The sequence below is a fragment of the Brevundimonas sp. genome (assembly GCF_036400995.1).
Classification (GTDB): Bacteria; Pseudomonadota; Alphaproteobacteria; order Caulobacterales; family Caulobacteraceae; genus Brevundimonas.
On sequence record NZ_DASWWG010000077.1, the window covers coordinates 1 to 24,599 of the forward strand.

A 24,599-nucleotide genomic window follows, 5' to 3' on the forward strand; every position below is an offset into this window, starting at 1 on the left:
GAAGCACTACTCGGCACTACCGGTCTTTCATCCAGGTACTACCGGCCCGCCGCGAAGAACTTTGGGAGCCCAGAGCGATCCAACGCATAGGCCGGCGCAACCAAGATCGGACCGCCCGGATTGCAGCTGCGACTTGAATCGTTTCGTCGAAGAATCGACTGAAAGAAAGGCTAGCCGCTTCAGTCCTGTTGCCCGCGACAAGTGGTCCTAATCTCCCGTCGGCACTACCGCATCCGGAATTGGAGTGAGGACAGCCTGATCAGCAGACGATAACCTGCCGCAGCCGATTGTAACGGACCTGAATCGTTCGGGCGAAGCGCACCCGGCGCCAGAACCCTCGAGGCGGACATCTCAAAACGACTTCGCCGCCGAACGACCCTTGGCAGGGCCGATACGGCGGCGAATCGATCGCCGAAATCGGTCGTGCCGAAATCAGGTGTTCATCGAATCGAAGAATTCCGAGTTCTGCTTGGTCTGGCGCAGCTTATCCAAGAGGAACTCGATCGCATCCTGCGGGCCCATCGGGTTGAGGATGCGGCGCAGCACATAGGTCTTGGCCAGTTGATCCTTCGGCGTGGTGAGTTCTTCCTTGCGGGTGCCGGACTTGAGCACGTCGATGGCCGGGAAGATGCGCTTGTCGGCGACCTTGCGGTCCAGGACGATTTCCGAGTTGCCGGTGCCCTTGAACTCTTCGAAGATCACCTCGTCCATGCGCGAGCCGGTGTCGATCAGGGCGGTGGCGATGATGGTCAGCGAGCCCCCCTGCTCCACGTTCCGCGCGGCGCCGAAGAAGCGCTTCGGACGCTGCAGGGCGTTGGCGTCCACACCGCCGGTCAGCACCTTGCCCGACGACGGGACGGTGGCGTTGTAGGCGCGGCCCAGACGGGTGATCGAGTCCAGCAGGATCACCACGTCCTTCTTGTGCTCGACCAGACGCTTGGCCTTTTCGATCACCATTTCGGCGACGGCGACGTGGCGGGTGGCCGGCTCGTCGAAGGTCGAGGCGATAACCTCGCCCTTCACCGTGCGCTGCATGTCGGTCACTTCTTCCGGACGCTCGTCGATCAGCAGGACGATCAGGAAGACTTCCGGGTGGTTGCGCTCGATCGACTTGGCGATGTTCTGCAGCATGACGGTCTTGCCCACGCGCGGCGGGGCGACGATCAGGCAGCGCTGGCCCTTGCCGAGCGGGGCGACTATGTCGATGACCCGGCCCGAGCGATCCTTCAGCGTCGGGTCCTGGATCTCCATGTGAATCCGCTCTTCGGGATAGAGCGGGGTCAGGTTGTCGAACAGGACCTTGGTCTTGACCGTTTCCGGGTCTTCCAGATTGATCGTGTCGACCTTCAGCAGGGCGAAGTAGCGCTCACCCTCGCGCGGGCCGCGGACGGCGCCGTGGATGGTGTCGCCCGAACGCAGGCCGAAGCGGCGGATCTGCGACGGCGAGACATAGATATCGTCCGGACCCGGAAGGTAGTTGGCGTCCGGGCTGCGCAGGAAGCCGAAGCCGTCCGGCAGGATTTCCAGCACGCCGTCGGCGATGATCTCGACCTCTTCCTCGGCCAGGGCCTTGAGGATGGCGAACAGCAGGTCCTGCTTGCGCAGGTTCGAGGCGTTCTCGACCTCCAGGCCCTCGGCGAAGGCGACCAGGTCTTCCGGCGTCTTGGCGTTCAGCTCAGCCAGGGTGATGCGGCCGTTGGGAACGATCGGCTCGCCGTCCTCGTCCTCGTCGGCCTCCTGATCGACCATCGGCAGGTCGGCGGCGGAGACCTCGTTCGACACTTCGTCGAGGGTCTCGGTTTCGGGCGCGGTCGGATCGGTGTCGCGGACGTCGGTCATGGGTATCTACTTCTGGCATGCGCGCCCGGACGCTCGCCGGAAAGCGAGGTCAGGCAGGCTGGCGATGTTGGCCTTGCGGCCAGCAGGAGGTGCGATGGAGTCCCGCTGGGTCAATCCGGCAGGCATCGCGAGGAGAGAGGGACCGTCCGGCAGAGGGCCAGGACCGGTTCGCGTTCAGCGAAACCACGCTTCCGGGGGTCAGGTCAAGCATGTCCTCCCCGTCGCGGTTCGCGATGGGGAGGTGGCTCGTCGGCGCCCCGCCGACGAGACGGAGGGGGCGGTGCAGGCGGCAAGGGATTGGCGGACGGCTTTCGGAAGCCTGAGCCGCCCCCTCCGTCACGCTTCGTATCCGAAGCGCGACACCTCCCCATTCGCAGCGCGAACGGGGAGGAGAAGTCAGTTGAACGTCCACTCCGTCGTCACCGACAGCACCATGATAATGGCCAGGACGAAGGGGATCTCGTTGGTCATGCGCCAGAACTTGCCCGAGTATTTCGAGGTCCCGGCGGCGATCTTCTTGCGTTGCCCGGCCAGGAAGCCATGCCAGCCGGCCAGCAGGAAGACGCCGACCAGCTTGGTCACCATCCACGGCTGATGCGCAAAGCTCCAGTCGGCCCCCTCGCCGCTGCGCAGCCAGAACAGCCAGGCGCCGAAGATGAAGGCCAGGATCATGGCGGGGTTGATGATGATCCGCAGCAGGCGGGTCTGCCAGACGCGCAGCAGGCCCTGCATCTCGCTCTTCAACGGCTCGGCCTTGGCGTTCTGCTCGGCGTCATAGGCGAACAGGCGCGGCAGGAAGAGCATCCCGGCCATCCAGGCGATCACCGCCAGGATGTGCAGGCCCCGGACCACGTCATAGGTGTTCACGCCGCTCTCCGCTCGCAAGTGCGCGGGCAGGCCTTCCAGTCCGCGCGACAACCGGGACCGTGCGGCGCGACGCCGGTTCGCGCAAGCGCCTCGGCGGCCGCTCCGGCCAGTTCCTCGATGAAGGCTGCCGTTACACCGACCGCGGGCACGCGCAGATAGGGCGAAACGCCCAGCCCGTGCGCCAGCTCGCCGTACTCGATATCCAGCTCAACCAGGGTCTCGACGTGTTCGGAGACGAAGGCAATGGGAACCACCACCGCCCCGACCCCGTCCTTCGCCGCCTGTTCCAGCGCCTCGACGGTCGACGGCCCCAGCCATTTCATCGGCCCGACCCGGCTCTGGTAGCAGACGGCCCAGTCGGTCAGACCAGCCGCCCGGGCGACAGCGGCGCAGGTGCTCTCGACCTGCTCCTGATAGGGGTCGCCCTTCTTCTCGACCAGCACCTCGGGAATGCCGTGGGCCGAGAACAGGACCCGCACCGGCCTGTCGCCCGCCTCGGCCAGCTTGCCCTTGATCAGGTCCGCCTGCGCCACCACCCAGCCGGGCGCCTCAGGCCAGCAGCAGACGGTGCGGCTGACGCCCGAGCCGGCATAAACCTCATTCCAGCGCTTCAGCGAGCTCTCGGTCGTGGTGGTCGAGAACTGCGGATAGAGTGGCAGCAGCACGATCTCGTCCGGCCCGAAGGCGGCGACGTCGGCGGCCGTCTCTTCGGTCAGCGGATGCCAGTACCGCATGGCGATGAAGGCCTTCACCTCATCGTCCGGCAGGCGCGCGCCGAGCGCGGCTTCAAGCGCGTCGGCCTGTTTCCGGGTCTCGGGCAACAGGGGCGATCCACCGCCCATCAGGGCGTAGTTGGCCTGGGCGCTCGTTTCACGGCGGCTGGAGATCAGCTTCGCGAGCGGCGTCCGGAACAGGCCGGGCAAGCCGATGATGGCCGGATCATTGAACAGGTTGAACAGGAATGGCTTCACCGAAGCCTGATCGTCCGGCCCGCCCAGATTGAACAGGACGACGGCGATACGACGGCCCTTCAAGCCGCTCATTGCGCGCCGATCCGCTTCAGCACCTGCTCGACGTGCGCGATCGGCACGTCCGGCATGATCCCGTGACCGAGGTTGAAGATCCACGGTCCCCGCCCCCAGGCTTCGAGCAGCTGATCCACACGCTTGTCCAGCAGCGGCCCGCCGGCGCGTAGCAGCAGGGGATCGAGCGCGCCCTGGATGGTCTTGATCTTCTGCACGGCCTGACCGACCGGCAGCGGGCAGGCCGTGTCCAGCGCCACGCCCTGAACCTCGACCTCCCGGGCATACCGTTCGGCCAGCGCCGCCGAGCCCCTCGGGAAACCGATCAGGGGCGTGGTCACACCCAGTTCGCGCACCCGCTTCACCAGCTTGATGTGCGGCTGCAGGACCAGGCTTTCGAACAGATCGTCCGGCAGGCCCTCGGCCCAGCTCTCGAAGATCTTCAGGGTCTGGGCGCCGGCGTCGGCCTGCATCTTCAGATAATGGGCGGTCGCCTCGACCAGCACGTCCAGGACCGCCGCCACCTTCTCGGGTTCGGCATAGGCGTATGTCCGGGCCTGCGCCCGCTCGCCCTTGCCGATCGTCCGGGCCACGCCGTCCAGCATATAGGTCGCCACCGTCCACGGCGCGCCCGCAAAGCCGATCAGGGCCTTGGTCGGATCGAGTTGGCCCCGAACGAGGCTCAGGGTCTGACCGATAGACGACAGGGCCTCACCGGCCCCCTGCGCCTTATCCCGCATGGCCTCGACCGACGGCATCTCACCCAGCCGGGGTCCTTCGCCCGCCTCGAACCAGACGTCCTGCCCCAGAGCCCGGGGGATCAGCAGGATGTCCGCGAACACGATGGCCGCGTCGAAGCCGAACCGGCGCATCGGCTGCAGGGTCGCCTCCGCGGCCTTCTCCGGATCGTGACAAAACTCGATGAAGCCGGAGGTCGTCGCGCGCAGGGCCCGGTATTCCGGCAGGTAGCGCCCGGCCTGACGCATGAACCAGACCGGCGGACGCGCTGTCGTCTCCCCGGCCAGGGCTTTCAGGAACAGGGGCGTATCGGTCGAGGTCGTCATTTGATCGTCGGCTTACCGGGGGGCGGGGACAGGCTCAAGCCCGAGCCGTGTCGCACCGTGATCCCTTCCAAACATTCAAATTTGAAAAGGGTGGAAGGAAGTGGGTTGGGCGGGGGATGACGGGGACAACTCGGGTGAAAACGCCGTCCGCGGATCGGTTGTCCGGATTCGGTCACAGGGCCGTCTACAGGCCGGTCGGACCTGTCGATACCGGGGATAACCATTAACAAGGCCTTAACGGGGCCCGGATTCCGGGGGTTTGGGCGCAACCGCCGTCTGGGCGCCGACGGAAGCGAACGCGGTTCCTCCACACCCTGGCCCGACGAAACCGGCGGCCGGTGGATGAACGCCGGGACCAGCCGCCTGATCGTCCACCTTCATCCCGCTCGCGACCCGGATTGTGGGCGGCTATAGAGATCGGCGCCCGGTCATGAACCGAACGGCGCCCCGGCCTTTCCACAGGAGTCCCCGTTGAACGGACCGCTTATCCCGATGAGTCTGACGTCCGGGAGCCGCCGAGGATGAGCCCGGCCCGCCCCGCCGGCGCGTCGCGGCTGGCCACCTATTTCCATGTCCATCTGGTCTCGGACTCGACCGGCGAGACCCTGAACGCCATGGCCAAGGCCGTGGTCGCCCGTTTCGACGGCGTCATTCCCATCGAGCACATCTACGCCCTGGTCCGTTCGGACCGGCAGATGGAGCGGGTTCTCGACGAAATCGCCGCGGCGCCCGGCGTGGTTCTGCACACCCTCGTGGATCGTGAGCTGCGCGAACAGCTGGAAGAGGGCTGCCGCCGGCTCGACATGCCGCAGATCGCGGCTCTGGATCCGCTGGAAACCGTCCTGTCGCGCTATCTCGGCGCGGCCCTGGCGCCCCGTGTCGGCGCCCAGCACGCCCTGAGCTCCGAATATTTCGACCGGATCGCGGCGCTCGACTTCGCCATGGCCCACGACGACGGCCAAGGGACGACCGAGCAGCTCGAGACCGCCGACGTCGTTCTGTGCGGCGTCAGCCGGACGTCCAAGACCCCGACCTGCATCTATCTGGCCCACCGCGGCATCCGCGCCGCCAATGTGCCGCTGGTGCCGGGGCAGGAAGACGGCGAGCGCCTGACGCAGTTGAAGAACCCTCTGGTCATCGGCCTGACCGTTTCGCCGGACCGGTTGGTGCAGATCCGGCGGAACCGGCTGGACGGGCTGAACGCCAACCATGCCTCGGCCTATATCGATCACGACGCGGTGCGCGACGAGACGGTCAAGGCCCGCCGGGCCTTCGAACGGCGCGGCTGGCCGGTGATCGATGTCACCCGGCGCTCGGTCGAGGAAACCGCCGCCGCCATCATCAACGTCCTGAATGAACGCCGCACCAAGCGGATGGGAGCGGGCTGGTAATGACCGGAGAGCGTCTGATCCTGGCTTCGAAGAGCGCCGCCCGGCGCGCCATGCTCGAAAACGCGGGTGTGCCGTTCGCGGTCCAGGTCGCCGATGTGGACGAGGATGCGGTCAAGACGGTGCACGATCCCGCCGACGCCGCGGGCCTCGCCGTCGAGCTGGCCCGGGTGAAGGCCCTGGCGGTCTCCCGGCATGACGCCGACGCCTGGGTTCTGGGCGCCGACCAGACCCTCGCCTTCGAGGGCGGCCTGATCTCCAAGGCGAAGGGCCTGGATGAAGCCCGCGCGCGCCTGTCGTCCATGCGCGGCAAGGCGCACCATCTGCATTCCGGCGCCGCGCTCGCGCACAACGGTCAGATCGTCTGGTCCGGCGTGGACACCGCCGCCATGCAGGTGCGGGAGTTCTCGGACGCCTTCCTGGACGCCTATCTGGCCCGCGAAGGCGAAGGCCTGCTGTCCAGCGTCGGATCGTACAAGCTGGAGGGCATGGGATCCCAGCTGTTCGACCGGATCGACGGCGACTATTTCACCGTTCTGGGTATGCCGCTGTGGCCCGTGCTGGCCGAGCTGCGCCGGGCGGGAGTCCTGGCCGCATGACGCTTCGCGCCGGTGTCGCCGGTCAGCCGATCAGCCATTCGCTCAGTCCCCTGCTCCACGGCTTGTGGATCGAGGCAGCGGGCCTGGACGCCGTCTACGAGCCGTTCGGCCCTCCGGATGCGGACGGGTTCGCGGCTCTGGTGGCCGAGGGCCGGGCCGGGCGCTTGCGCGGACTGAACGTCACCGCCCCGTTCAAGGAACAGGCGTTGGCCCTGGCCGATACGGTCAGTGCGACGGCCCGGGCCTGCGGTTCGGCCAATCTGCTGGTGTTCGAAGAGGGCCGGCTGTCGGCCGACAGCACCGACGGTCACGGCCTGATGCTGGCCCTGTCCGAACAGGCGCCGGCGCTCGATGTTCGCGATGCTCCGGTCGTCGTCCTCGGCGCCGGCGGCGCCGCGCGCGCCGCCGTGGTCGCGCTGCAGGCTGCCGGCGCCCGGGTCGCGGTGCTCAACCGGACCCGCGCCCGGGCCGAAACGCTTTCGGCGGAGCTGGGCTGCGCCGTGGCCGAACCGGATGCCGTCCGCGACGCCGTCCTGATCGTCAACGCCCTCAGCGTCCGGCCCGAGATCGATGTCGACACCCTGCGCGACGACGCCGTCCTGATGGACATGACCTACAAGCCTCTGCTCACCCCCTTCCTCGCCGCGGGCCGCGCGCGGGGGCTGACCACGGTGGACGGGCTGGCCATGCTGATCGGTCAGGCGAGACCCTCGTTCGAGGCTCTGTTCGGTCTCGCCCCACCGCCGGTGGATGTCCGCTCGGCCGCCCTCACCCGGTTGGGAGAGACCACATGATCCTGTTGGGTCTCACCGGCTCCATCGGCATGGGCAAGTCGACCACGACGGCCATGTTCGCTGACCACGGCGCCCTGATCTGGAACGCCGACGAGGCCGTGCACAGGCTCTATGCCCCGGGGGGCGCGGCGGTCGAGCCGATCGGTCAGGCCTTTCCGGGGGTCGTGGTGGACGGCGCCGTGGACCGTACCCTGCTGGCCGAAGCCCTGGGCCGCGATGACCAGGCCTTCAGACGGCTGGAGGCCATCGTCCACCCCCTCGTCGCGCGGGGCCGGCTGGCCGAGCTCGCCGCCGCCGAGGCGCGGGGCGTCAGACTGGCCGTGCTCGATATTCCCCTGCTGTTCGAGACCGGCGGCGACGCTGCCGTCGACGCCGTGGTGGTGGTCAGCGCGCCGGCGGAGGTTCAGGCGCAGCGGGTTCTGGCCCGGCCGGGCATGACCCGGGACCGCTTCGAGGCTATTCTGGCGCGACAACTCCCCGACGCCGAGAAACGGCGGCGCGCCGATTTCGTGGTGGAGACCGGACAGGGCCTTGAGGCCGCCCGGACGCGGGTGGCGGAAATCGTGGGGACAGTCCTGTCGGAAGACTGGGTCTCGCCGCGTCGATCCCTTCCGAAATCGTCCGAACGGTCGCATTAAGAGGCCATGCGCGAGATCGTCCTTGATACGGAAACCACCGGCTTCGACCCCAAGACCGGCGACCGGCTGATCGAGGTCGGCTGCATCGAGCTGATGGACCTGCTGCCGACCGGGCGCACCTATCACACGCTGGTCAACCCGGACCGGCTGATCCCTCCGGATGCGACCCGCGTCCACGGCATCACGGACGACAAGGTCAAGGACGCCCCCCGCTTCGCGGATATCGTTCAGGCGCTGTCGGACTTCATCGGCGACGCGCCGGTAATCGCGCACAACGCCCAGTTCGACCGGAACTTCATCGACTTCGAGTATGCACGGATCGCCCATCCGCTGATCCCCGGCGACCGCTGGATCGACACCCTGCAGCTGGCCCAGAAGAAGTTTCCGGGCATGCCCAACTCGCTGGACGCGCTGTGCAAGCGCTTCAAGGTCAGCCTGGCCGACCGGACCTTCCACGGCGCCCTGATCGACGCCCGCTTGCTGGCCGAGGTCTATCTGGAGCTGCGCGGCGGCAAGGAACGGCGGCTGGACCTGTCGGCGACCAAGGTCACGGCGGTCGCGGGCCCGGTGGTCGCCGCCGCGGTGGGGGCGCGGCCCCGTCCGCTGGCGCCGCGGTCGACCGAGGCCGAGCGCGCCGCCCATCTTGAGTTCCTCAAGGCCACGCTGAAGGACCATTCCCTGTGGGAGGGCTACGGTCTGGATATGGAAAAGGCGCCCGCCGCCTGACGGACGCCTCTCGAAAGGGATTAGGTATTAGGGACTAGGGATTAGGTTCGATTGAGGACCATCCGGCCCGACCAATCCCTAGCCCCTAGTCCCTCGAACCTTCTTACGCCTGGCCGGCGTCGGCCGGACCGCGGGCGATCTGCTGCTGGCGGGCGAAGTAGATCGCGGCGAAGTCGATCGGGTCCAGCATGAAGGGCGGGTAGAAACCGCCGTCCGAGGTCGCGCGGGCGATGATCTCGCGGGCGAACGGGAACAGGTAGCGCGGGCACTCGATCAGCAGCAGCGGCTCGATGTCCTTCTCGGCGACGCCCTGCAGGGCGAACAGGCCGCCGTACTGCAGTTCGACGTTGAACACGGTCATGGCGTCGGTCGTGGCCTTGATCGACAGGCGCAGCTCCACCTCGAACAGGCCGTCCTGGCGACCGGCGGCGTTCATCTCGACGCCCATGTCGATCGCCGGCTTGCCGTCGACGCGCAGGCTGTCCGGCGCCTTCGGGTTCTCGAAGGACAGGTCCTTCACGTACTGGGCGACGATGCGGAAGCCCGGGCCCTGGGGCTGGCCGCCGTTGTCGGCGGAAGTGGCGTCGGCGGGCGGAGCGGCGTCGGTCATGGGTGGAAGTTCTGTCTGGAATGTGGGTCGGGCGCACGCCCGGAAGGCGGGGCGACTACCATGCACGGCCCCCTGCGGCAACGACGCTCGCCCAACGGAGGGGGCGCTTTGCCTTGCACGGCCCTATATCAGCCCCTAATCGTCGTGTGTCGCGCCGTTCTCCCCGGCGCCAGTCAGGGATGTCCAGTGCCTCCGGTTCAGGTCCAGATCATCATTTTCGCCGTCATCGCGGCCTTCGTCCTGTTCCAGCTCTACAATGTGCTGGGCAAGAAGGTCGGCCGTCAGCCGGAAGAGGACGCCCGCGCCCAGCCGCCGGCGGCGCCGTCCGCTGACCCCGCCCAGCAACAGGGCCGCAATGTGCTGGACGCCGTGACCCTGGCCTCGATCGCGGGCCTGAAGGCCCGTGATCCGGGCTTTGACCCGGCGCGCTTCCTCGAAGGCGCAAGGGCCGCGCACGAGACCATCGTGCGGGCCTACGCCGCGGGTGATCGCGACACGCTCAAGCCCCTGCTGACCGAGAAGGTCATGATCTCCTTCGAAGGCGGCATCGCCGCCCGCGAGGCGCGCGGCGAGACCGAGACGGTCGAGTTCGTTCACCCCGCCCGCGCCGATCTGGAGCTGGCGACGGCCGAGGAAAACCACGCGGTCGCCAAGGTGCGCTTCCTCGCGGAACTGCGCAGCCGCGTGAAATCGGCCGACGCCTCGGCCGAGGAACAGGTCGACGAACGTCGCGTGGCCGAGGTCTGGACCTTCGAGCGCACCCTGGGCGCCAGCGATCCGAACTGGGTCCTGGCGCGGACCGAACCGGCTTCGGCCTGACAATGTCCGCCCACCGCGCCGTGAGAATTCAGGGCGCGGTTCTCGCCCTTATGGTGACGCTTGTGGCCGCCTGCGCCACCCGGCCGCCGGTCGCCCCGACGCCGGAGTCCCCGGCGCCGACCCAGCCTGCCCCTCCGCCGCCCCGGCCTGTCGAGCCCCGTCCGGAACCGGACACCGGCGTCAGTCCCGCCTCCCTGCCCGGCTGGAATGCGGAAGATCACCTGGCGGCCTTCAACGCCTTCGCCGACGGCTGCCGGGTGTCCCGTGACGCCGCCCTGCGCGCCCAGTGCGACAGGGCCATGCACATTCGCCGGACTTCGCGTCCCGTCACCCCGTCGATGGCTCGCGCCTTCTTCGAGGACGGTTTCACCGTCGTCGAGCAACGGACCGGGAATGGCCGGGACGGTCTCCTGACGTCCTATTTCGCGCCAGAGTATCCGGCCAGCCGGACGCAGACGCCCGAGTTCGACATGCCTGTCCTCGCCGCGCCCGCCGGATGGCGACGGGGCCAGACCCTGCCGCCGCGCGCCGAGATCGAGACCGCGCCGCCGACCGAGACCCTCGCCTGGATGCGGGCAGAGGACCTGTTCTTCATGCAGATCCAGGGCTCCGGCTATCTGACCTTTGAGGACGGCTCCAAGGCGCGCGCCGCCTATGCCGCCGACAACGGCCAGACCTTCGTCGGCATCGCCCGGCCGATGAGCGATCAGGGCCTGCTGCCGCGCAACGGCACGTCCGGCGACGCCATCCGCGGCTGGCTGGCCGCGCACCGCGGGCCGGAAGCCCGGGCGGTGATGGCGCTGAACCCGCGCTACATCTTCTTCAGGCTCGATCCCGACGACGGCGGCGATCCGGCCGGGGCCGCGGGCGTCCCCCTGCCTGCCCGACGCTCGATCGCGGTCGATCCTGCCCACTGGAGCTATGGCGATCTGGTCTGGATCGCCGCCGACGGCGGCAACCTGGCCGGCGCGCGCGGCAGCTATCAGGGGCTGGTCGTAGCGCTGGACACCGGCTCGGCCATCCGCGGTCCCGTCCGCGCCGACCTCTACATGGGCCGGGGCGACGCGGCGGGGGCCGAGGCGGGAGCCGTGCGGCATCCGCTCAGGATGTGGCGGCTGGCGCCGAAGCCCTGACGGCGGCTCACCGCCGCTTCAGCCCCCCCAGAATCCCGCGCAGCAGTTCCCGCGTCAGGGTGCTTCCCGCCGTGCGCAGCACCGACTTGGTCATGGCCTCCACCGGCGTTTCGCGGGTCGAGCGACGGGCCGGCGCGCGCGAGCGGGCGGCTTCACGCTCGTACTGGGCCTGCTGGCGCGCCTGTTCCTTCGCCTGTGCGGCTGCGGCCTTTTCGGCCTCCTTCGCCGCGGCCGCGTCGGCCTTGGCTTTCGCTTCGGCCAGTTTGGCGTCGGCGGCGGCCTGATCGGCCTCGCCCCGGCGGGCCGCCAGGATTTCTTCGGCGGATTCCCGGTCCACCACCGTCTCATAGAGGCCGCGCACCGGGCTGGCGGCCATGACCTGCGCCCGTTCGGCGTCCGTCGCGGGTCCCAGCCGCGAGGCCGGCGGGCGGATCGCGGTCCGGCCCACGATGTTCGGAGCCCCCTTCTCGTCCAGCGTCGAGACCAGGGCCTCGCCCACGCCCAGTCCCTGGATGCATTCGGCCGTGTCGAAGGCCGGATTGGGCCGGAAGCTTTGCGACGCCGCCTTCAGACCCTTCTGCTCGGACGGGGTGTAGGCGCGCAGGGCGTGTTGGATGCGGTTGCCCAGCTGGGCCAGCACGGTGTCGGGAATGTCGGCCGGGTTCTGGGTGACGAAATAGACGCCCACCCCCTTGGACCGGATCAACCGCACGACCTGTTCGACTTTCTCGCGCAGGGCGTCCGGGGTGTCGTTGAACAGCAGGTGGGCCTCGTCGAAGAAGAAGACCAGACGCGGCTTCTCCGGATCGCCGACCTCGGGCAGCTGTTCGAACAGTTCGGACAGCAGCCACAGCAGGAAGGCGGCGTACAGGCGCGGGCTGTTCATCAGCTTCGTCGCGTCCAGCACATTGACCTGCCCCCGGCCGTCCAGGCCGGTGCGCAGCATGTCCTCCAGCCTCAGGGCCGGTTCGCCGAAGAAGGCGTCGCCGCCCTGTTGCTCCAATTGCAGCAGCGAGCGCTGGATGGCGGCGATCGAAGCGGGCGCCACATTGCCCACCTCGCGCCCGATCCGTTCGGCGTTCTCGCCGACGTAGACCAGCATCGCGCGCAGGTCGTCGAGGTCGAGCAGCAGCAGGCCTTCCTTGTCGGCGACGTGGAAGACCACCGACAGCACCCCCTCCTGCACATCATTCAGGTTCAGCATCCGCGCCAGCAGCAGCGGGCCGATCTCGCTGACGGTGGTGCGGATCGGATGGCCCTTCTGGCCGTACAGATCCCAGAACACGACCGGCGCGGCCTTCGGGTCCAGCGTCAGACCCATCCCCTGCGCTCGCGCCAGCAGCTTCTCGTTGGGCGATCCGGGCAGGGCGATGCCGGACAGGTCGCCCTTTACGTCAGCGCAGAAGACCGGGACGCCGGCGTCCGAGAAACCCTGGGCCATGATCTGCAGGGTCACCGTCTTGCCGGTGCCGGTCGCGCCGGCGACCACGCCGTGCCGGTTGGCGCGGCCGTAGAGCAGGATCTCGGGTTTGTCGGGCGATTGGCCGAGGAAGACGCCGGTGTCGGACATGGGAACTCCGCAATGGGGGGCGGCGCTCATGCTCCACCGGCGAGCGCGTCCGTTCAAGGGCGATTGACGCCGTCCCGTGAGACCTTGACCATATGCCCATGAAATCGCCGATCGCCGTCCCGACCTCCACCGTGGCCCGAAATGCGCTGGTGGCGCTGGCTGTCGTGGGCGTGGGCGCCGCCGTCTACTGGATGGCCGACATCCTGACGCCGCTGGCGATGGCGATCTTCCTGCTGATCATGATCGACGGGGTGAAGCGCTGGATCGAGGCGCGCACCCGTCTGCCCGGCCACGCGGCCGGAACCGCGGCGCTGCTGGTGGTGGTGCTGGGCTTCTTCGTGTCGATCGCCATCATCGTCTACGGCGCGCGAGGCTTCTTTGACGAGACCAACGGCGTGGTGGTCCGGATCGGGCCGCGCCTGGACCAGATCCTGGTCGACGTCTACGCCCTGCTGCGGCTTCCGGCCGACCCGCCGACCGCCAGCGACCTGATCGCGCGGGTGGACGTCGGCAGCTATCTGGCCGTCGTCGCCGGTCAGGCCCAGGGCGTGGTCGGCGGGGCCGTGTTCGTGATGATCTACCTCGGCTTCCTGCTGGCCTCGCAGAACGGGTTCCGCCGCAAGCTGGTGAACATGTTCCCGGACCGCACCGCCCGGGCCGAGGCGCTCGAGGTCTTCCAGAGGGTCCGGGGCGGGGTCGAGGGCTATCTCTGGGTCCAGACGGTCACCGGGGCGATGATCTGCGCCGCCGCCTGGATCCTGATGCGCATCGTCGGGCTCCAGAACGCCGAGTTCTGGACCTTCGTCATCTTCATCGTCGGCTTCATTCCGGTGCTGGGCGGCGCGGTGGCGGGGCTGGCTCCGCCCCTGTTCGCCCTCGTTCAGTTCGAAAGCTACTGGCCGGCGGTGATCCTGCTGGGCGGCCTGCAGATCATCCTGTTCATCAGCGGCAACTTCATCCAGCCGCGCATGCAGGGCGACAACCAGAACATCGACCCGGTGGTGGTGCTGCTGGCCCTCGCCTTCTGGGGCAAGGTCTGGGGCGTGGTGGGGATGTTCCTGTCGACCCCGCTGGCGGTCATGGCCATGGCGATCCTCGCCGAATTCAAGGGTTCGCGCTGGATGGCCATCCTGCTGTCCGGCGACGGCGAGCCCTATGCGACCGACGACGGCTCGGCCAAGCCGAAGAAGGCCCGCGTCAACTCGCCGCAGAAGAAGGCGGATTGAGCCTCATACGCGCCCTTGATTGGCCACAAGCAGCGCCTATCTCCCCCCCTGTCGCCGCGGGACCTCCCCTCCCCCCAATCCCGCGGTTGAAGTGATCGGCGCCAACCCTCCCCCCTCCTGGGCGCCGATACGAAGCAGGCCGCCGAACGCAAGTTCGGCGGCCTTGTTCGTTTCAGGGGCTCGGCGAAGTCTGCGACTTTCAGGCCACATCGGCTGATATCCGTCCAGACCGGCCGGAACGGGCGTCGAACTGTGCCGTTAGGACCTCCGCGGCGGGGGTCGAACGTTTCTCAGTCTGAAAGACATCCGATGAAATATCTGCTCCCCGCCGCCTCGCTGTCGCTGCTGATGGCCGGCGTCGCCGCTCCCGCTCTCGCCCAGACCGCCCCGTCGACCGCTCCTGACTGGAGCGGGCCCTACATCGGCATCTACCTCGGCGGGGTCGAGAACCATGAACAATCCGGCGAAACCCTCGTCTTCGACCGCAACCTCGACGGAACCTTCGGCGAGACCGTCACCACCTCGGGCGGCGCCGACGCCTTCGCGCCCGGCTTCTGCCAGGGCGGCGCCCTGACGCCGGAAGCGGCTGCCGGCTGTGACGTCGACGACACCGGCGTCGAGGGCACCCTGCGCGTCGGCTACGACTGGCAGTTCGGCCCGTTCGTCGCGGGCGTTCTGGCGGAATGGAGCGCGATGAACGTGTCCGACACGGTCACCGGCTTCAGCAGCACCCCGGCCAACTATGTCTTCACGCGTGAGCTGAACGACATGGCCGCCCTGCGCGCCCGCGTCGGCTTCGCCACCGGCCCGGCCCTGATCTACGTCACCGGCGGCGCGGCCTACGGCGGCATCGAGAACAGCTTCCGCACCACCAACACCGCCAACAGCTTCGTGGTGCAGGAAAACGAGGACGACGCCGACGGCTGGCAGTTGGGCGGCGGTCTTGAATGGCGCCTCGCCCCGAACCTCTCGGTGACCGGCGAATACCTCTACACCAGCCTGACACCGGGCGATTACGTGGTCCGGGCGGGCAACAGCGGCACGACGCCGGCGACCAATCCCTTCATCCTGGCCCCGAACACCGCCGGGACCGACATCACGCGCAGCAACGACGAGATGGAGCTGCACGCCTTCCGCGTCGGCATGAACGTCCGCTTCTGATCCGATCCTGACTGATCACTGATAACCGGCGCCGGTTCCTGAAAAGGGGCCGGCGCCGTCGCTTTAGGGGGTTCCCGCAGCGGTCAGGCTGGCCTAGTGGACCCGGTCTGACGGGACGCTTGCCCCAGAACGCAACCGGCCTAGTCTGCCTTCTGAACCCGGCGGCCGGTTCCGGCCGCGCCATACGAGACCTTTCCATGACCGGCGCCCCCGCCCCCACCGTCCCTCAGGCGATCACCCTGGAGGCGCTGGAGGCGAACTACGCCACCGCGGCCGATCATCCGCCGGGCCCGGCGGAAAAGGCCTATCTGGCCCAGGTCCTGGAAGACTACGCCGCCGACGAGACCCCGGAACTGGACGTCGCCGACCTCGCCGCCCTGCTGGCTGCGGTGTGGAAGACCGTGCTTGATCGCGATCCGGCCGCGCCCGCCCGCGTCAGCGTCGGTCCGCACACCGGCGCCCGTGGCGTCGGCACCGGCTATGACGTCCTGACGATCGTCCAGAACGACAAGCCCTTCCTCGTCGACAGCGTGATGGGCGAGCTGGCCGAGGCCGGCGTCACCGTGCGCTCGATGTACCACCCGATCGTCGAGGGGCCCCAGGGTCGCGTCTCCGTCATTCTGGTGGTCCTCGACGCCCTGCCGCAGGAGCGCCGTGACGCCCTCGGCGAGGCCCTCGCCCTGACCCTCGCCGATGTCCGCGCGGCGGTCACCGCCCACGGCGCCATGCACGATCTGATCGGCAAGTCGATCGCCCATCTGGAAAGCTCGCCCCCCGGCGTCGATGCCGAGGTTCTGGCCGAGAACCTGGCCTTCCTGCGCTGGCTGGCGGCGGATCACTTCGTCTTCCTCGGCGCCCGCGACTACGACTATCCGCGCGGCAAGGACGGCGGCTACGAGGCTGAGGCGCCCCTGTCCCAGTCGGGCGAGGGTCTGGGCGTGCTGGCTGACCCGGAGCGCACCGTCCTGCGCCGGGCGTCCGAGCCGGCGGTCCTGACCAAACAGATGAAGCGGCAGCTGGACCTGTCCGAGCCGGTCACCGTCGCCAAGGCCAACGTCCGCTCGCGCGTCCATCGCCGGTCCTACATGGATTACGTCGGGGTGAAGCGTTACGGCGCCGACGGTCGTCCGTCGGGCGAGACCCGCTTCGTCGGCCTGTTCACTGCCGAGGCCTACGACAAGGCGGCGACCGAGGTCCCGCTGATCCGCCGCAAGGTCGCCAACGCCCTGACCCGGGCGGGCAAGCTGGAGGGCACCCACAGCTACAAGCGGCTGAAGAACATCCTCGAGAACTATCCGCGCGACGAGCTCTTCCAGGTCACCGAGGACGAGCTGCTGGATATCGCCCTGGGCATCCTGCACCTGCACGATCGCCCGCGGATCAAGACCTTTACCCGCAAGGACCCGTTCGACCGTTTCGTCTCGGTGCTGGCCTTCATCCCGCGCGAGCGTTTCGACGCCTCGGTCCGTGAACGGATCGGCGCCATCCTGGCCCGCGCCTGGGGCGGCCGCATCTCGGCCTGGTACCCGCAGCTGTCGGACCAGCCGCTGGTGCGCATCCACTACATCATCGGTGTGACTCCGGGTGACCATCCGTGCCCGGATCAGGCCCTGCTGGACGCCGAGATCACCGAGGCGGGCCGCAGCTGGATCGACCGCTTCGAAAGCGCCCTGCGCTCGGGCGGCGTGGAAGAAGTCTCGGTCGGACCGGTCAGCGCCCGTTGGGCCGACGCCTTCGGCGCCGCCTATCGCGATCGCTATGACGCCGCCGAGGCGGTGCGCGACTACCAGACCATCGACACCCTGAACGCCTCGGGCGAAGTCGGCTCGGGTGAACCGGTGGCGGTGCGCGCCTTCCGCACCGATCGCGACGGGTCGCTGAACTTCCGCTTCAAGCTGTACCGCCGCGGCTCGGCCGTGCCGCTGTCGGACGTGCTGCCGATCCTGGCCGACATGGGCCTGAAGACACTGGAGGAATGGGGCTACGCCCTGAAGCCGTCCGGCGATCCGGAAATCCACGTCCACGAGTTCCTGCTGGAAGACCCGCGCGGCGGCGATCTGAATTTCGACACCGTCCGCGATCCGTTCGAGGCGGCCTTCGTCGCCGTCTGGAACGGTCGCACCGAGAGCGACGGCTTCAACCGTCTGGTGCTGGAACTGGGCGTGAACTGGCGCGAGGCGGCCCTGATCCGCACCCTCGCCCGCTATCGCCAGCAGACCGGTCTGGACCCGTCGCAGGCCGTGCAGGAAGAGGCCCTGCGCGACTATCCGACCGTGGCCCGCGCCATTCTGGCCCTGTTCGACGCCAAGTTCAGCCCGGCCGGCGGCGGCGATGTCGCGTCGCGTGAGGCCGCCGTCACCGATCTGGTCGGGCACATCAACGACCTGCTGCAGGAGGTGAAGAGCCTCGATCACGACAAGGCGCTGCGTCGCCTGTCGCTGCTGGTCCAGGCCATCAAGCGCACCAACTACTACCAGGTCGACGCCGACGGTCAGTCCAAGCCCTACATCTCGATCAAGATCGCCTCGCGCGAACTGGTCGACCTGCCCCTGCCCAAGCCGTTCCGCGAAATCTTCGTCTGGGCGCCCTACATCGAGGGTGTGCACCTTCGCTTCGGCCCGGTCGCCCGTGGCGGCCTGCGCTGGTCGGACCGCCGCGACGACTTCCGCACCGAGGTCCTCGGTCTGGTGAAGGCCCAGCAGGTCAAGAACGCCGTCATCGTTCCGGTCGGCTCCAAGGGCGGCTTCTTCCCGAAGAAGCTGGCGGACATCGTCCGCGCCGGCGGCGACCGAGACGCCCAGCAGGCCGAAGCCATCCGCGCCTACAAGACCTTCCTGTCGGGCCTGCTCGACGTGACCGACAACATCGCCAAGGACGGCTCGGTGGTTCCGCCCGCCGCCGTCACGCGCTGGGAAGGCGACGACCCCTATCTGGTCGTGGCCGCCGACAAGGGCACGGCGACCTTCTCCGACATCGCCAACGGCGTCTCGGCTTCCTACGGCTTCTGGCTGGACGACGCCTTCGCCTCGGGCGGTTCGGTCGGTTACGACCACAAGGTCATGGGCATCACGGCCCGCGGCGCCTGGGAGGCCGTGAAGCGGCACTTCCGCGAAGAGGGCAAGGACATCCAGACCGAGCCCTTCACCGTCGTCGGCGTCGGCGACATGTCGGGCGACGTGTTCGGCAACGGCATGCTGCTGTCGAAGGCCATCAAGCTGGTGGCCGCCTTCGACCACCGCGACATCTTCATCGATCCGACCCCCGATCCCGCCTCGTCGTGGATCGAGCGCGACCGGATGTTCAAGCTGCCGCGTTCGTCCTGGCAGGACTACGACAAGTCGAAGATTTCGGCAGGCGGCGGCGTCTTCCCGCGTTCGGCCAAGTCGATCGAGCTGAGCCCCGAGATCAAGGCGGCCCTGGACATCCAGGAGGACGTCCTCGATCCGGCGGCCCTGATGAAGGCCATCCTCAAGGCCCCGGCCGAGCTGCTCTACTTCGGCGGCATCGGCACCTACATCAAGGCGCCGAACGAGACCGACGCCCAGGTCGGCGACAAAGCCAATGACGCCATCCGCGTGGACGGCGGCGAGGTCCGCGCCAAGGTCATCGGCGAGGGCGCCAACCTCGGCCTGACCCAGGCCGGCCGCATCGCCTTCGCCCGCAACGGGGGGCGGATCAACACCGACGCCATCGACAACTCGGCCGGCGTCGACAGCTCCGACCATGAGGTCAACATCAAGATCCTGACCGGGGCGGCCATCGCCTCGGGCGCCCTGAAGCCGGAGGACCGCAACGCCCTCCTCGCCTCGATGACCGAAGAGGTTGGCCTCAAGGTGCTGGTCCACAACTACGACCAGACCCTGGCCCTGACCCTGCAGCAGGCGGAAGGCCCCGCGGCGCTGGATTCCCAGCAGCGCTTCATGCAGTGGCTCGGCTCGAAGGGGAAACTGGACCGCAAGGTCGAGGGCCTGCCCGACGACCTGCGTCTGGGCGAGATGAAGGCGTCCGGCCTGCCGCTGAGCCGGCCGGAACTGGCGGTCCTGACCGCCTACTCCAAGCTGGAGCTGTTCGACGAGATCGTCGCGACCACCGCTCCGGACGACGCCTTCTTCAAACAGACCCTGGTCCGCTACTTCCCCGGCCCGCTGGCGAAGTTCGAGGCGGACATGCAACGCCACCGCCTGAAGCGCGAGATCATCTCGACCATCCTGTCGAACGAGATCGTCAACATGTGCGGGGCGACCTTCCCGGAACGCCTGCGCCTGTCTGCCCAGTGCGACACCGGGGCCATGGTCATCGCCTTCGAGGCGGCCCGTCAGATCTTCCGCCTCGACGAGGCTTGGGACGCGGTATCGGCCCTGGACCTGAAGATCCCGGCGGAGGCGCAGACGGCGCTGTACACCGAAATCTCCACCGTCCTGCGTCGCCAGACCTTCTGGCTGGCCAAGCGGGCGGCGCGCGAGGGCGCGACCGTGGACGGCCTGATCGCCGCCTATCGTCCGGCCGCCGACGCCCTGCGCGCGGCGGGCGGCGCGGTCCTCAGCCGCTTCGAGGAAGGCCGCCTCGAGGCCCGGGTGCAGAGCTTCGTGGGCCTGGGCGCCTCAGAGGCCATGGCCCGCGACTTCGCCATGCTGCGTCCCCTGGTCGCCACCGCCGACATCGGCGATCTGGCGCGCGAGGCGGGCTGGCCCGAGCCGGCGATGGCCATGCTGTACCACCAGGTCGGCGCAGCCTTCGACTTCGACCGCCTGCGCGCGGCCGCGGGCGCGGTTCCGTCGGCGGATCATTTCGATCGTCTGGCCGTCCGTCGCCTGATCGAGGACCTGATGGCCGAGCAGATGACCCTGACCCGTGCGGTGGCGAAGGCCTCCAACGTCTCGGTCGGGGCCAGCGAGGCGGCGGCCGAGAAGGCCGTCGACGACTGGATCGGGCCGCGTCTCGCTACGGTCGAGGGCGTTCGCGCCTCGGTCGACGAGATCGAGGCTTCGGGCTCGGGCTGGACCTTCGCCAAGCTGACCATCGCCAACGCCGTGATCCGCGAGATCGCTTCGTCAGCGAACTGACGAAGCTTTCTTGCGCTATCGCTCACTGGTTGAGCGCGATTTGTCATCCCCGCGAAAGCGGGGACGCGGTCGGCGCGGTGATCTGCTAGCGTGGTCGGGCTAAGGGAGGGCGAACCATGCCCAGGAAGTTTCTGGTCGTCGTCGACGATAGCCCCGAGTTCGAGGGCGCCCTGCGCTACGCCTCGCGCCGGGCGCGCTCGACGGGCGGACATGTGGTCATGCTGCGGGTCATTCCCCCCGCCGCCTCCGATGCCCACTGGGCCGGGGTGCGCGAGGAGATCGAACGCCAGACCCGCGCCGAGGCCGAGGCCACGCTGAACAACTGGGCCGCCGAAGCCGCGGAACGATCGGGTTCGACCCCGATCCTGCTGATCGAACGCGGCGAACCCCAGGCCAGCATCCGCAAGGTCGTCGGCGAGGACCCGGACATCAAGATCCTGGTGCTGGCGGCGGGGGAGGGCGGTCGTGGTCCCGGCCCCCTGGTCGCGGCGGTGGTCAAGCAGGGCGCGGCCTTCACCGGCCGCAAGCTGCCGGTCACCATTGTCCCCGGCGACCTGACCGAGAAGGACATCGAGGATCTGGCGTAGCTCACCGTCTCTCCCTCCCCGGGGCGGGGAGGGAGAACCTCGTCTCCCAACCCTTGAACCGCGCCCTGTCAGGGCGCACTTACGCCCCATGTTCATCCAGACCGAACCGACGCCGAACCCGAACGTCCTGAAATTCCTGCCGGGACGGGACGTGTCCGAGGATCCCCGCGACTTCGTCAACATCGACGAGGCGGCCGCCTCGCCGCTGGCCGAGGCCCTGTTCGAACTGGAGGGCGTGAAGTCGGTCTTCTTCGGCTACGACTATGTCTCGGTCACCCGCGACCCTCAGGGTCTGGAGTGGAACCAGATGAAGGCGCCGATCCTGGCGGCCATCATGGACCACTTCGTCTCGGGCGCGCCCCTGATGCGCGGCGGCGTCTTCAACAGCGCTGATCCGGACGGCGAGGACAGCGAGATCGTCGCCGAGATCAAGCAACTGCTCGACAGCCGTATCCGCCCCGCCGTGGCGCAGGACGGCGGCGACATCCTGTTCGACGCCTTCAACGAGGAGACCGGGGTCCTGTCGCTGCGCATGCGCGGCGCCTGCGCCGGCTGTCCGTCGTCCTCCGCCACCCTCAAGGCCGGGGTCGAGCAGATGATGAAGCACTATGTGCCGGAAGTGACCTCGGTCGAGCAGGTCATTTAAGAGCGCTAGCGCTCGCGACGCGGTCGCTCGCTGCTTGAGCGCGGTCACGGTCCGGCTGACAAGGGCGCCTGAAACGATTTTGTTCGCGCCCGGGTTCGACGCGGGCCATAAGACCTCCATGCCCCGGTTTGAAAGCGACAGCGACGCCCGGCGTCTCGGCGAGGCGCTCGCCGCCCTGCGCCGAGCGCGGGGTCTCAGCCAGGCCGAGGCCGGCGCCCGGGTCGGCATGACCAGCCAGGGCTGGGGCCTCTACGAGGCGGGCAAGCGACCCGGCCTGTTCCGGCCCGACGTCCAGCGCCGCCTGACCGCCGCTGTCGACGCCACGCCCGAGGCCCTGTCCATCTCCCTGTCTCTCGGCTTGCCGATGAATGCGCCGCCCGAAGGGCCCTCGCCGACCGGCGTGGAGAGCGGCGGCCGTGTCTTCGAGGGCGCTCCGCCGACGCCGAACCGCCGCCTGCAGCTGTCGACCGACGACCTCGCGCCCTGGGCGGCCTCGGGCGTCGTCCTTGAGTATGCGCCGGGCCGCTGGCCTCGCCGCGATCAGGGCTGTGTCATCGACATGGACGACGGCGAGCGGCTGGTGCGCCTCTACGAGCGGTCCGACGGGGATATGCTCATCGTTCGCGGCGGGGTCGGCGGTCTGGCGAGCGAGGAGAGGATTCCCCGCACCCGGACCCGCGCTGTTTCCGCCGTGGTCGCGAGACTGGACCAATGAAACTGTTTCGTTGCAACTTGGGCGTGTCTGTGAAACTGTTCGGTATCGAACAGGAGGCCCGCCATGGCCCGCACCGCCGCTCCGGATCATATCGACGCCTATGTGGGCACCCGCATCGGCCTGAGGCGCTCGGCCCTGGGCCTGTCGCAGGCGGCGCTCGCCCAGCGCATCGGGGTCAGCTTCCAGCAGGTGCAGAAATACGAGACGGGGCTGAACCGGATCTCCGCCTCCCGGCTGCATCGGGTGGCCGTGGTGCTGGGGACCTCGGTGGAGGTCTTCTTTCCGCCGCTCGACGGGCCTGCGGCGGGCGAGGCGGATGCGCTGCGGGCGCTGGGATCGACCAGCGACGGGCGGGCCGTGGCGCTGGCGTTTCCGCGCATCGCCGACCGGGGCCTGCGGCAGGCGCTCGCGAGCATCGTGACGGCGCTGGCGCCGGGACCGTGAACTTCGGCCGGAGCGCCGTCCTTGAGGGAGCGGCGGCATGAAGGTGCTGGTGATCGATACGGCGCTGGGCCTGTGCAGCGCCGGCGTGTTCGAGGTCGAGGGCGAGACCGCGCGCCCGCTCGGCCTGCGCTCCGAGGCGATGACCAAGGGACATTCCGAACGGCTGGCCGGTCTGGCGCGCGACGCGGTCGCCGAGGCCGGAGGGTTCTCCGTCATCGACCGGATCGCGGTGACGGTGGGGCCGGGCTCCTTCACCGGCCTGCGTGTCGGCCTGGCCTTCGCCCAGGGACTGGGCGCCGCCCTGCATCGTCCGGTGGTCGGGATTTCGACCCTCGACGCCCTGGCCGCCTCGGTCGGGGCGAAGACCGTCGCGGCCCTGATCGACGCCCGCCGGGGGCAGGTCTACGCCCGCTTCTGGCGCGACGGCGTCGCTGAAGGTCCGCCCGAGGCCCTGTCCCTCGAACAGGCGACGGCGCGTGTCACGGCCCTGGGCCCCGGCGCGACCCTGGTGGGCACGGGCGCATCCCTGCTGACAGAGGCGGCGCCCGACGGGGTGATCGCGGACAGGCCGGGCGCCGCGCCCGAGGCCGTCGCGCGTCTGGCCGCCGGTCTTGATCCCGAGACGGCCCCGCCCGCGCCGCTGTATCTGCGCGCACCGGACGCCACCCCGCCCACCCGCCTGCCCGGCCAACCCCGCGCCGGCGCCGCCGCATGACCGGCGCGATCGCCGACCGGGCGGCCGGGCTGGCCGCCCTTCACGCCGCCGCCTTCGACAGTCCGTGGGACGCGGCGGCCTTCGCGGTCCTGCTCGAACAGCCGGGGGTGTTCGTGGTCCAGCGGCCCGACGGCTTCATCCTGATGCGGGCCGTCGCCGATGAGGCCGAGATCCTGACCCTGGCCGTCCGGCCTGAGGCGCGCCGGGGCGGGGAGGGAACCCGTCTGGTCGCCGAGGGCGTCGCCGCCGCCAGCCTCGCCGGAGCCGACCGGGTCTTTCTGGAAGTGGCCGAGGACAACGCCGCCGCCCGCGCCCTGTACGCCCGGACCGGCTTCGCGGAGGCCGGTCGCCGCCGCCTCTATTATGCGCGTCCGGACGGTTCCCGCGTGGACGCCCTGGTTCTCGCGTTGAACTTGCCGGGGCGGCTTCCCTAGAGCGCCGACGCCGCTTATTCTCACGCTCCATGGACCGGATCGAAAAACTCTGCGCCGACCGCGGCATGCGAATGACGGAACAACGCCGCGTGATCGCGCGGGTGTTGTCGGCGGCGTCGGATCACCCCGATGTCGAGGAGCTGTACCGCCGCGCCTCGGCGATCGATCCGCATATCTCGATCGCCACCGTCTACCGCACCGTGCGCCTGTTCGAGGAAGCCGGCGTGGTCGAGAAGCACGACTTCGGCGACGGCCGCAGCCGCTATGAGGAGGCGGGCGACGATCACCATGACCACCTGATCGACACCCGGTCGGGCGAGGTCATCGAATTCTTCGACGCCGAGATCGAGCGCCTGAAGACCGAGATCGCCGAGCGCCTCGGCTTCAAGCTGATCGGCCACAAGCTGGAACTGTACGGCACGCCCATCGAGGGCGCCGAGCCGTCGGGCCGCGATGGCCTGATCTTCAAGCGTCACGCCCACCGCGATTCGACCGACGCCTGATCCGGCGTCGGTGCGGCTCCAAGTAGCGCGAAACGC

General features: G+C 68.9%; 23 protein-coding genes. 17 read left to right on the plus strand and 6 right to left on the minus strand.

Annotated elements, in window-relative coordinates; all coding sequences use genetic code 11:
- Window positions 1-432: 432 nt before the first annotated feature.
- From rho to hemE, 4 genes are all read right to left on the minus strand, one after another.
- Window positions 433-1,839, minus strand: coding sequence for a transcription termination factor Rho (rho, locus tag VGE03_RS11185; protein WP_331046553.1), 1,407 nt, complete (start codon window positions 1,837-1,839; stop codon window positions 433-435).
- A 396-nt stretch (window positions 1,840-2,235) separates the two neighbouring features.
- Window positions 2,236-2,706, minus strand: a complete 471-nt coding sequence (locus tag VGE03_RS11190) for a CopD family protein (RefSeq protein WP_331046554.1) — start codon at window positions 2,704-2,706, stop codon at window positions 2,236-2,238.
- Entirely contained in the window at window positions 2,703-3,749 is a 1,047-nt protein-coding gene (hemH, locus tag VGE03_RS11195) for a ferrochelatase (protein WP_331046555.1), read from the minus strand. The genes VGE03_RS11190 and hemH overlap by 4 nt, the downstream gene beginning before the upstream one ends.
- A complete protein-coding gene (hemE, locus tag VGE03_RS11200; protein ID WP_331046556.1) occupies window positions 3,746-4,792 on the minus strand; it encodes a uroporphyrinogen decarboxylase in 1,047 nt (348 codons plus the stop codon). The genes hemH and hemE overlap by 4 nt, the downstream gene beginning before the upstream one ends.
- Before the next feature lie 521 nt (window positions 4,793-5,313).
- Here hemE and VGE03_RS11205 point away from each other — a divergent pair.
- The 5 genes from VGE03_RS11205 to dnaQ are packed head-to-tail and all read left to right on the plus strand — an operon-like array spanning window position 5,314 to window position 8,937.
- On the plus strand, window positions 5,314-6,183 hold the full coding sequence (locus VGE03_RS11205; RefSeq protein WP_331046557.1) for a pyruvate, water dikinase regulatory protein: 870 nt from the start codon (window positions 5,314-5,316) through the stop codon (window positions 6,181-6,183).
- Window positions 6,183-6,779, plus strand: coding sequence for a nucleoside triphosphate pyrophosphatase (locus tag VGE03_RS11210; RefSeq protein WP_331046558.1), 597 nt, complete (start codon window positions 6,183-6,185; stop codon window positions 6,777-6,779). The genes VGE03_RS11205 and VGE03_RS11210 overlap by 1 nt, the downstream gene beginning before the upstream one ends.
- Window positions 6,776-7,573 carry a shikimate dehydrogenase gene (locus VGE03_RS11215; protein ID WP_331046559.1) on the plus strand — a complete coding sequence of 266 codons (798 nt, stop codon included), beginning with the start codon at window positions 6,776-6,778 and terminating at the stop codon, window positions 7,571-7,573. Before VGE03_RS11210 ends, VGE03_RS11215 begins: the two co-directional genes overlap by 4 nt.
- Window positions 7,570-8,211: a dephospho-CoA kinase gene (gene coaE / locus VGE03_RS11220; RefSeq protein WP_331046560.1), complete on the plus strand. Its 642-nt coding sequence runs from the start codon at window positions 7,570-7,572 to the stop codon at window positions 8,209-8,211. The genes VGE03_RS11215 and coaE overlap by 4 nt, the downstream gene beginning before the upstream one ends.
- A 6-nt stretch (window positions 8,212-8,217) precedes the next feature.
- Window positions 8,218-8,937 (plus strand): DNA polymerase III subunit epsilon, encoded by a 720-nt coding sequence (gene dnaQ, locus VGE03_RS11225; protein WP_331046561.1) that lies wholly within the window; start codon window positions 8,218-8,220, stop codon window positions 8,935-8,937.
- 103 nt (window positions 8,938-9,040) lie between these two features.
- Here dnaQ and secB read toward each other — a convergent pair whose 3' ends face one another.
- Complete coding sequence (secB, locus tag VGE03_RS11230) at window positions 9,041-9,547, minus strand: protein-export chaperone SecB (protein ID WP_331046562.1); 507 nt, start codon at window positions 9,545-9,547, stop codon at window positions 9,041-9,043.
- 186 nt (window positions 9,548-9,733) lie between these two features.
- Here secB and timA point away from each other — a divergent pair, with 186 nt between their 5' ends.
- Window positions 9,734-10,366 (plus strand): TIM44-related membrane protein TimA, encoded by a 633-nt coding sequence (gene timA, locus VGE03_RS11235; protein WP_331046563.1) that lies wholly within the window; start codon window positions 9,734-9,736, stop codon window positions 10,364-10,366.
- A 2-nt stretch (window positions 10,367-10,368) separates the two neighbouring features.
- Window positions 10,369-11,499: an MltA domain-containing protein gene (locus VGE03_RS11240; protein ID WP_331046564.1), complete on the plus strand. Its 1,131-nt coding sequence runs from the start codon at window positions 10,369-10,371 to the stop codon at window positions 11,497-11,499.
- 7 nt (window positions 11,500-11,506) lie between these two features.
- Here the strand turns inward: VGE03_RS11240 and VGE03_RS11245 are convergent, their stop codons facing one another.
- Window positions 11,507-13,069: a helicase HerA-like domain-containing protein gene (locus tag VGE03_RS11245; RefSeq protein ID WP_331046565.1), complete on the minus strand. Its 1,563-nt coding sequence runs from the start codon at window positions 13,067-13,069 to the stop codon at window positions 11,507-11,509.
- 98 nt (window positions 13,070-13,167) lie between these two features.
- On the opposite strand from VGE03_RS11245, the gene VGE03_RS11250 reads away from it, so the two are divergent.
- From VGE03_RS11250 to VGE03_RS11295, 10 genes are all read left to right on the plus strand, one after another.
- Complete coding sequence (locus VGE03_RS11250; protein WP_331046566.1) at window positions 13,168-14,295, plus strand: AI-2E family transporter; 1,128 nt, start codon at window positions 13,168-13,170, stop codon at window positions 14,293-14,295.
- 309 nt (window positions 14,296-14,604) lie between these two features.
- Window positions 14,605-15,456 carry an outer membrane protein gene (locus VGE03_RS11255; RefSeq protein WP_331046567.1) on the plus strand — a complete coding sequence of 284 codons (852 nt, stop codon included), beginning with the start codon at window positions 14,605-14,607 and terminating at the stop codon, window positions 15,454-15,456.
- Between the two features lie 197 nt (window positions 15,457-15,653).
- On the plus strand, window positions 15,654-20,519 hold the full coding sequence (locus VGE03_RS11260; protein ID WP_331046568.1) for an NAD-glutamate dehydrogenase: 4,866 nt from the start codon (window positions 15,654-15,656) through the stop codon (window positions 20,517-20,519).
- A gap of 116 nt (window positions 20,520-20,635) precedes the next feature.
- Window positions 20,636-21,106, plus strand: coding sequence for a universal stress protein (locus VGE03_RS11265; protein WP_331046569.1), 471 nt, complete (start codon window positions 20,636-20,638; stop codon window positions 21,104-21,106).
- Window positions 21,107-21,194: 88 nt separating this feature from the next.
- Window positions 21,195-21,752, plus strand: a complete 558-nt coding sequence (locus VGE03_RS11270) for a NifU family protein (RefSeq protein WP_331046570.1) — start codon at window positions 21,195-21,197, stop codon at window positions 21,750-21,752.
- A 118-nt stretch (window positions 21,753-21,870) separates the two neighbouring features.
- Entirely contained in the window at window positions 21,871-22,467 is a 597-nt protein-coding gene (locus VGE03_RS11275; protein WP_331046571.1) for a helix-turn-helix transcriptional regulator, read from the plus strand.
- A gap of 63 nt (window positions 22,468-22,530) precedes the next feature.
- Window positions 22,531-22,911, plus strand: a complete 381-nt coding sequence (locus tag VGE03_RS11280) for a helix-turn-helix transcriptional regulator (RefSeq protein WP_331046572.1) — start codon at window positions 22,531-22,533, stop codon at window positions 22,909-22,911.
- Between the two features lie 37 nt (window positions 22,912-22,948).
- The gene (gene tsaB, locus VGE03_RS11285) at window positions 22,949-23,626 is read left to right on the plus strand and encodes a tRNA (adenosine(37)-N6)-threonylcarbamoyltransferase complex dimerization subunit type 1 TsaB (protein ID WP_331046573.1); all 678 of its coding nucleotides are present in this window, start codon (window positions 22,949-22,951) and stop codon (window positions 23,624-23,626) included.
- Window positions 23,623-24,060, plus strand: a complete 438-nt coding sequence (locus tag VGE03_RS11290; protein ID WP_331046574.1) for a GNAT family N-acetyltransferase — start codon at window positions 23,623-23,625, stop codon at window positions 24,058-24,060. The genes tsaB and VGE03_RS11290 overlap by 4 nt, the downstream gene beginning before the upstream one ends.
- A 71-nt stretch (window positions 24,061-24,131) precedes the next feature.
- Window positions 24,132-24,563, plus strand: coding sequence for a Fur family transcriptional regulator (locus VGE03_RS11295; protein ID WP_414644937.1), 432 nt, complete (start codon window positions 24,132-24,134; stop codon window positions 24,561-24,563).
- The last annotated feature ends 36 nt before the right edge of the window (window positions 24,564-24,599 follow it).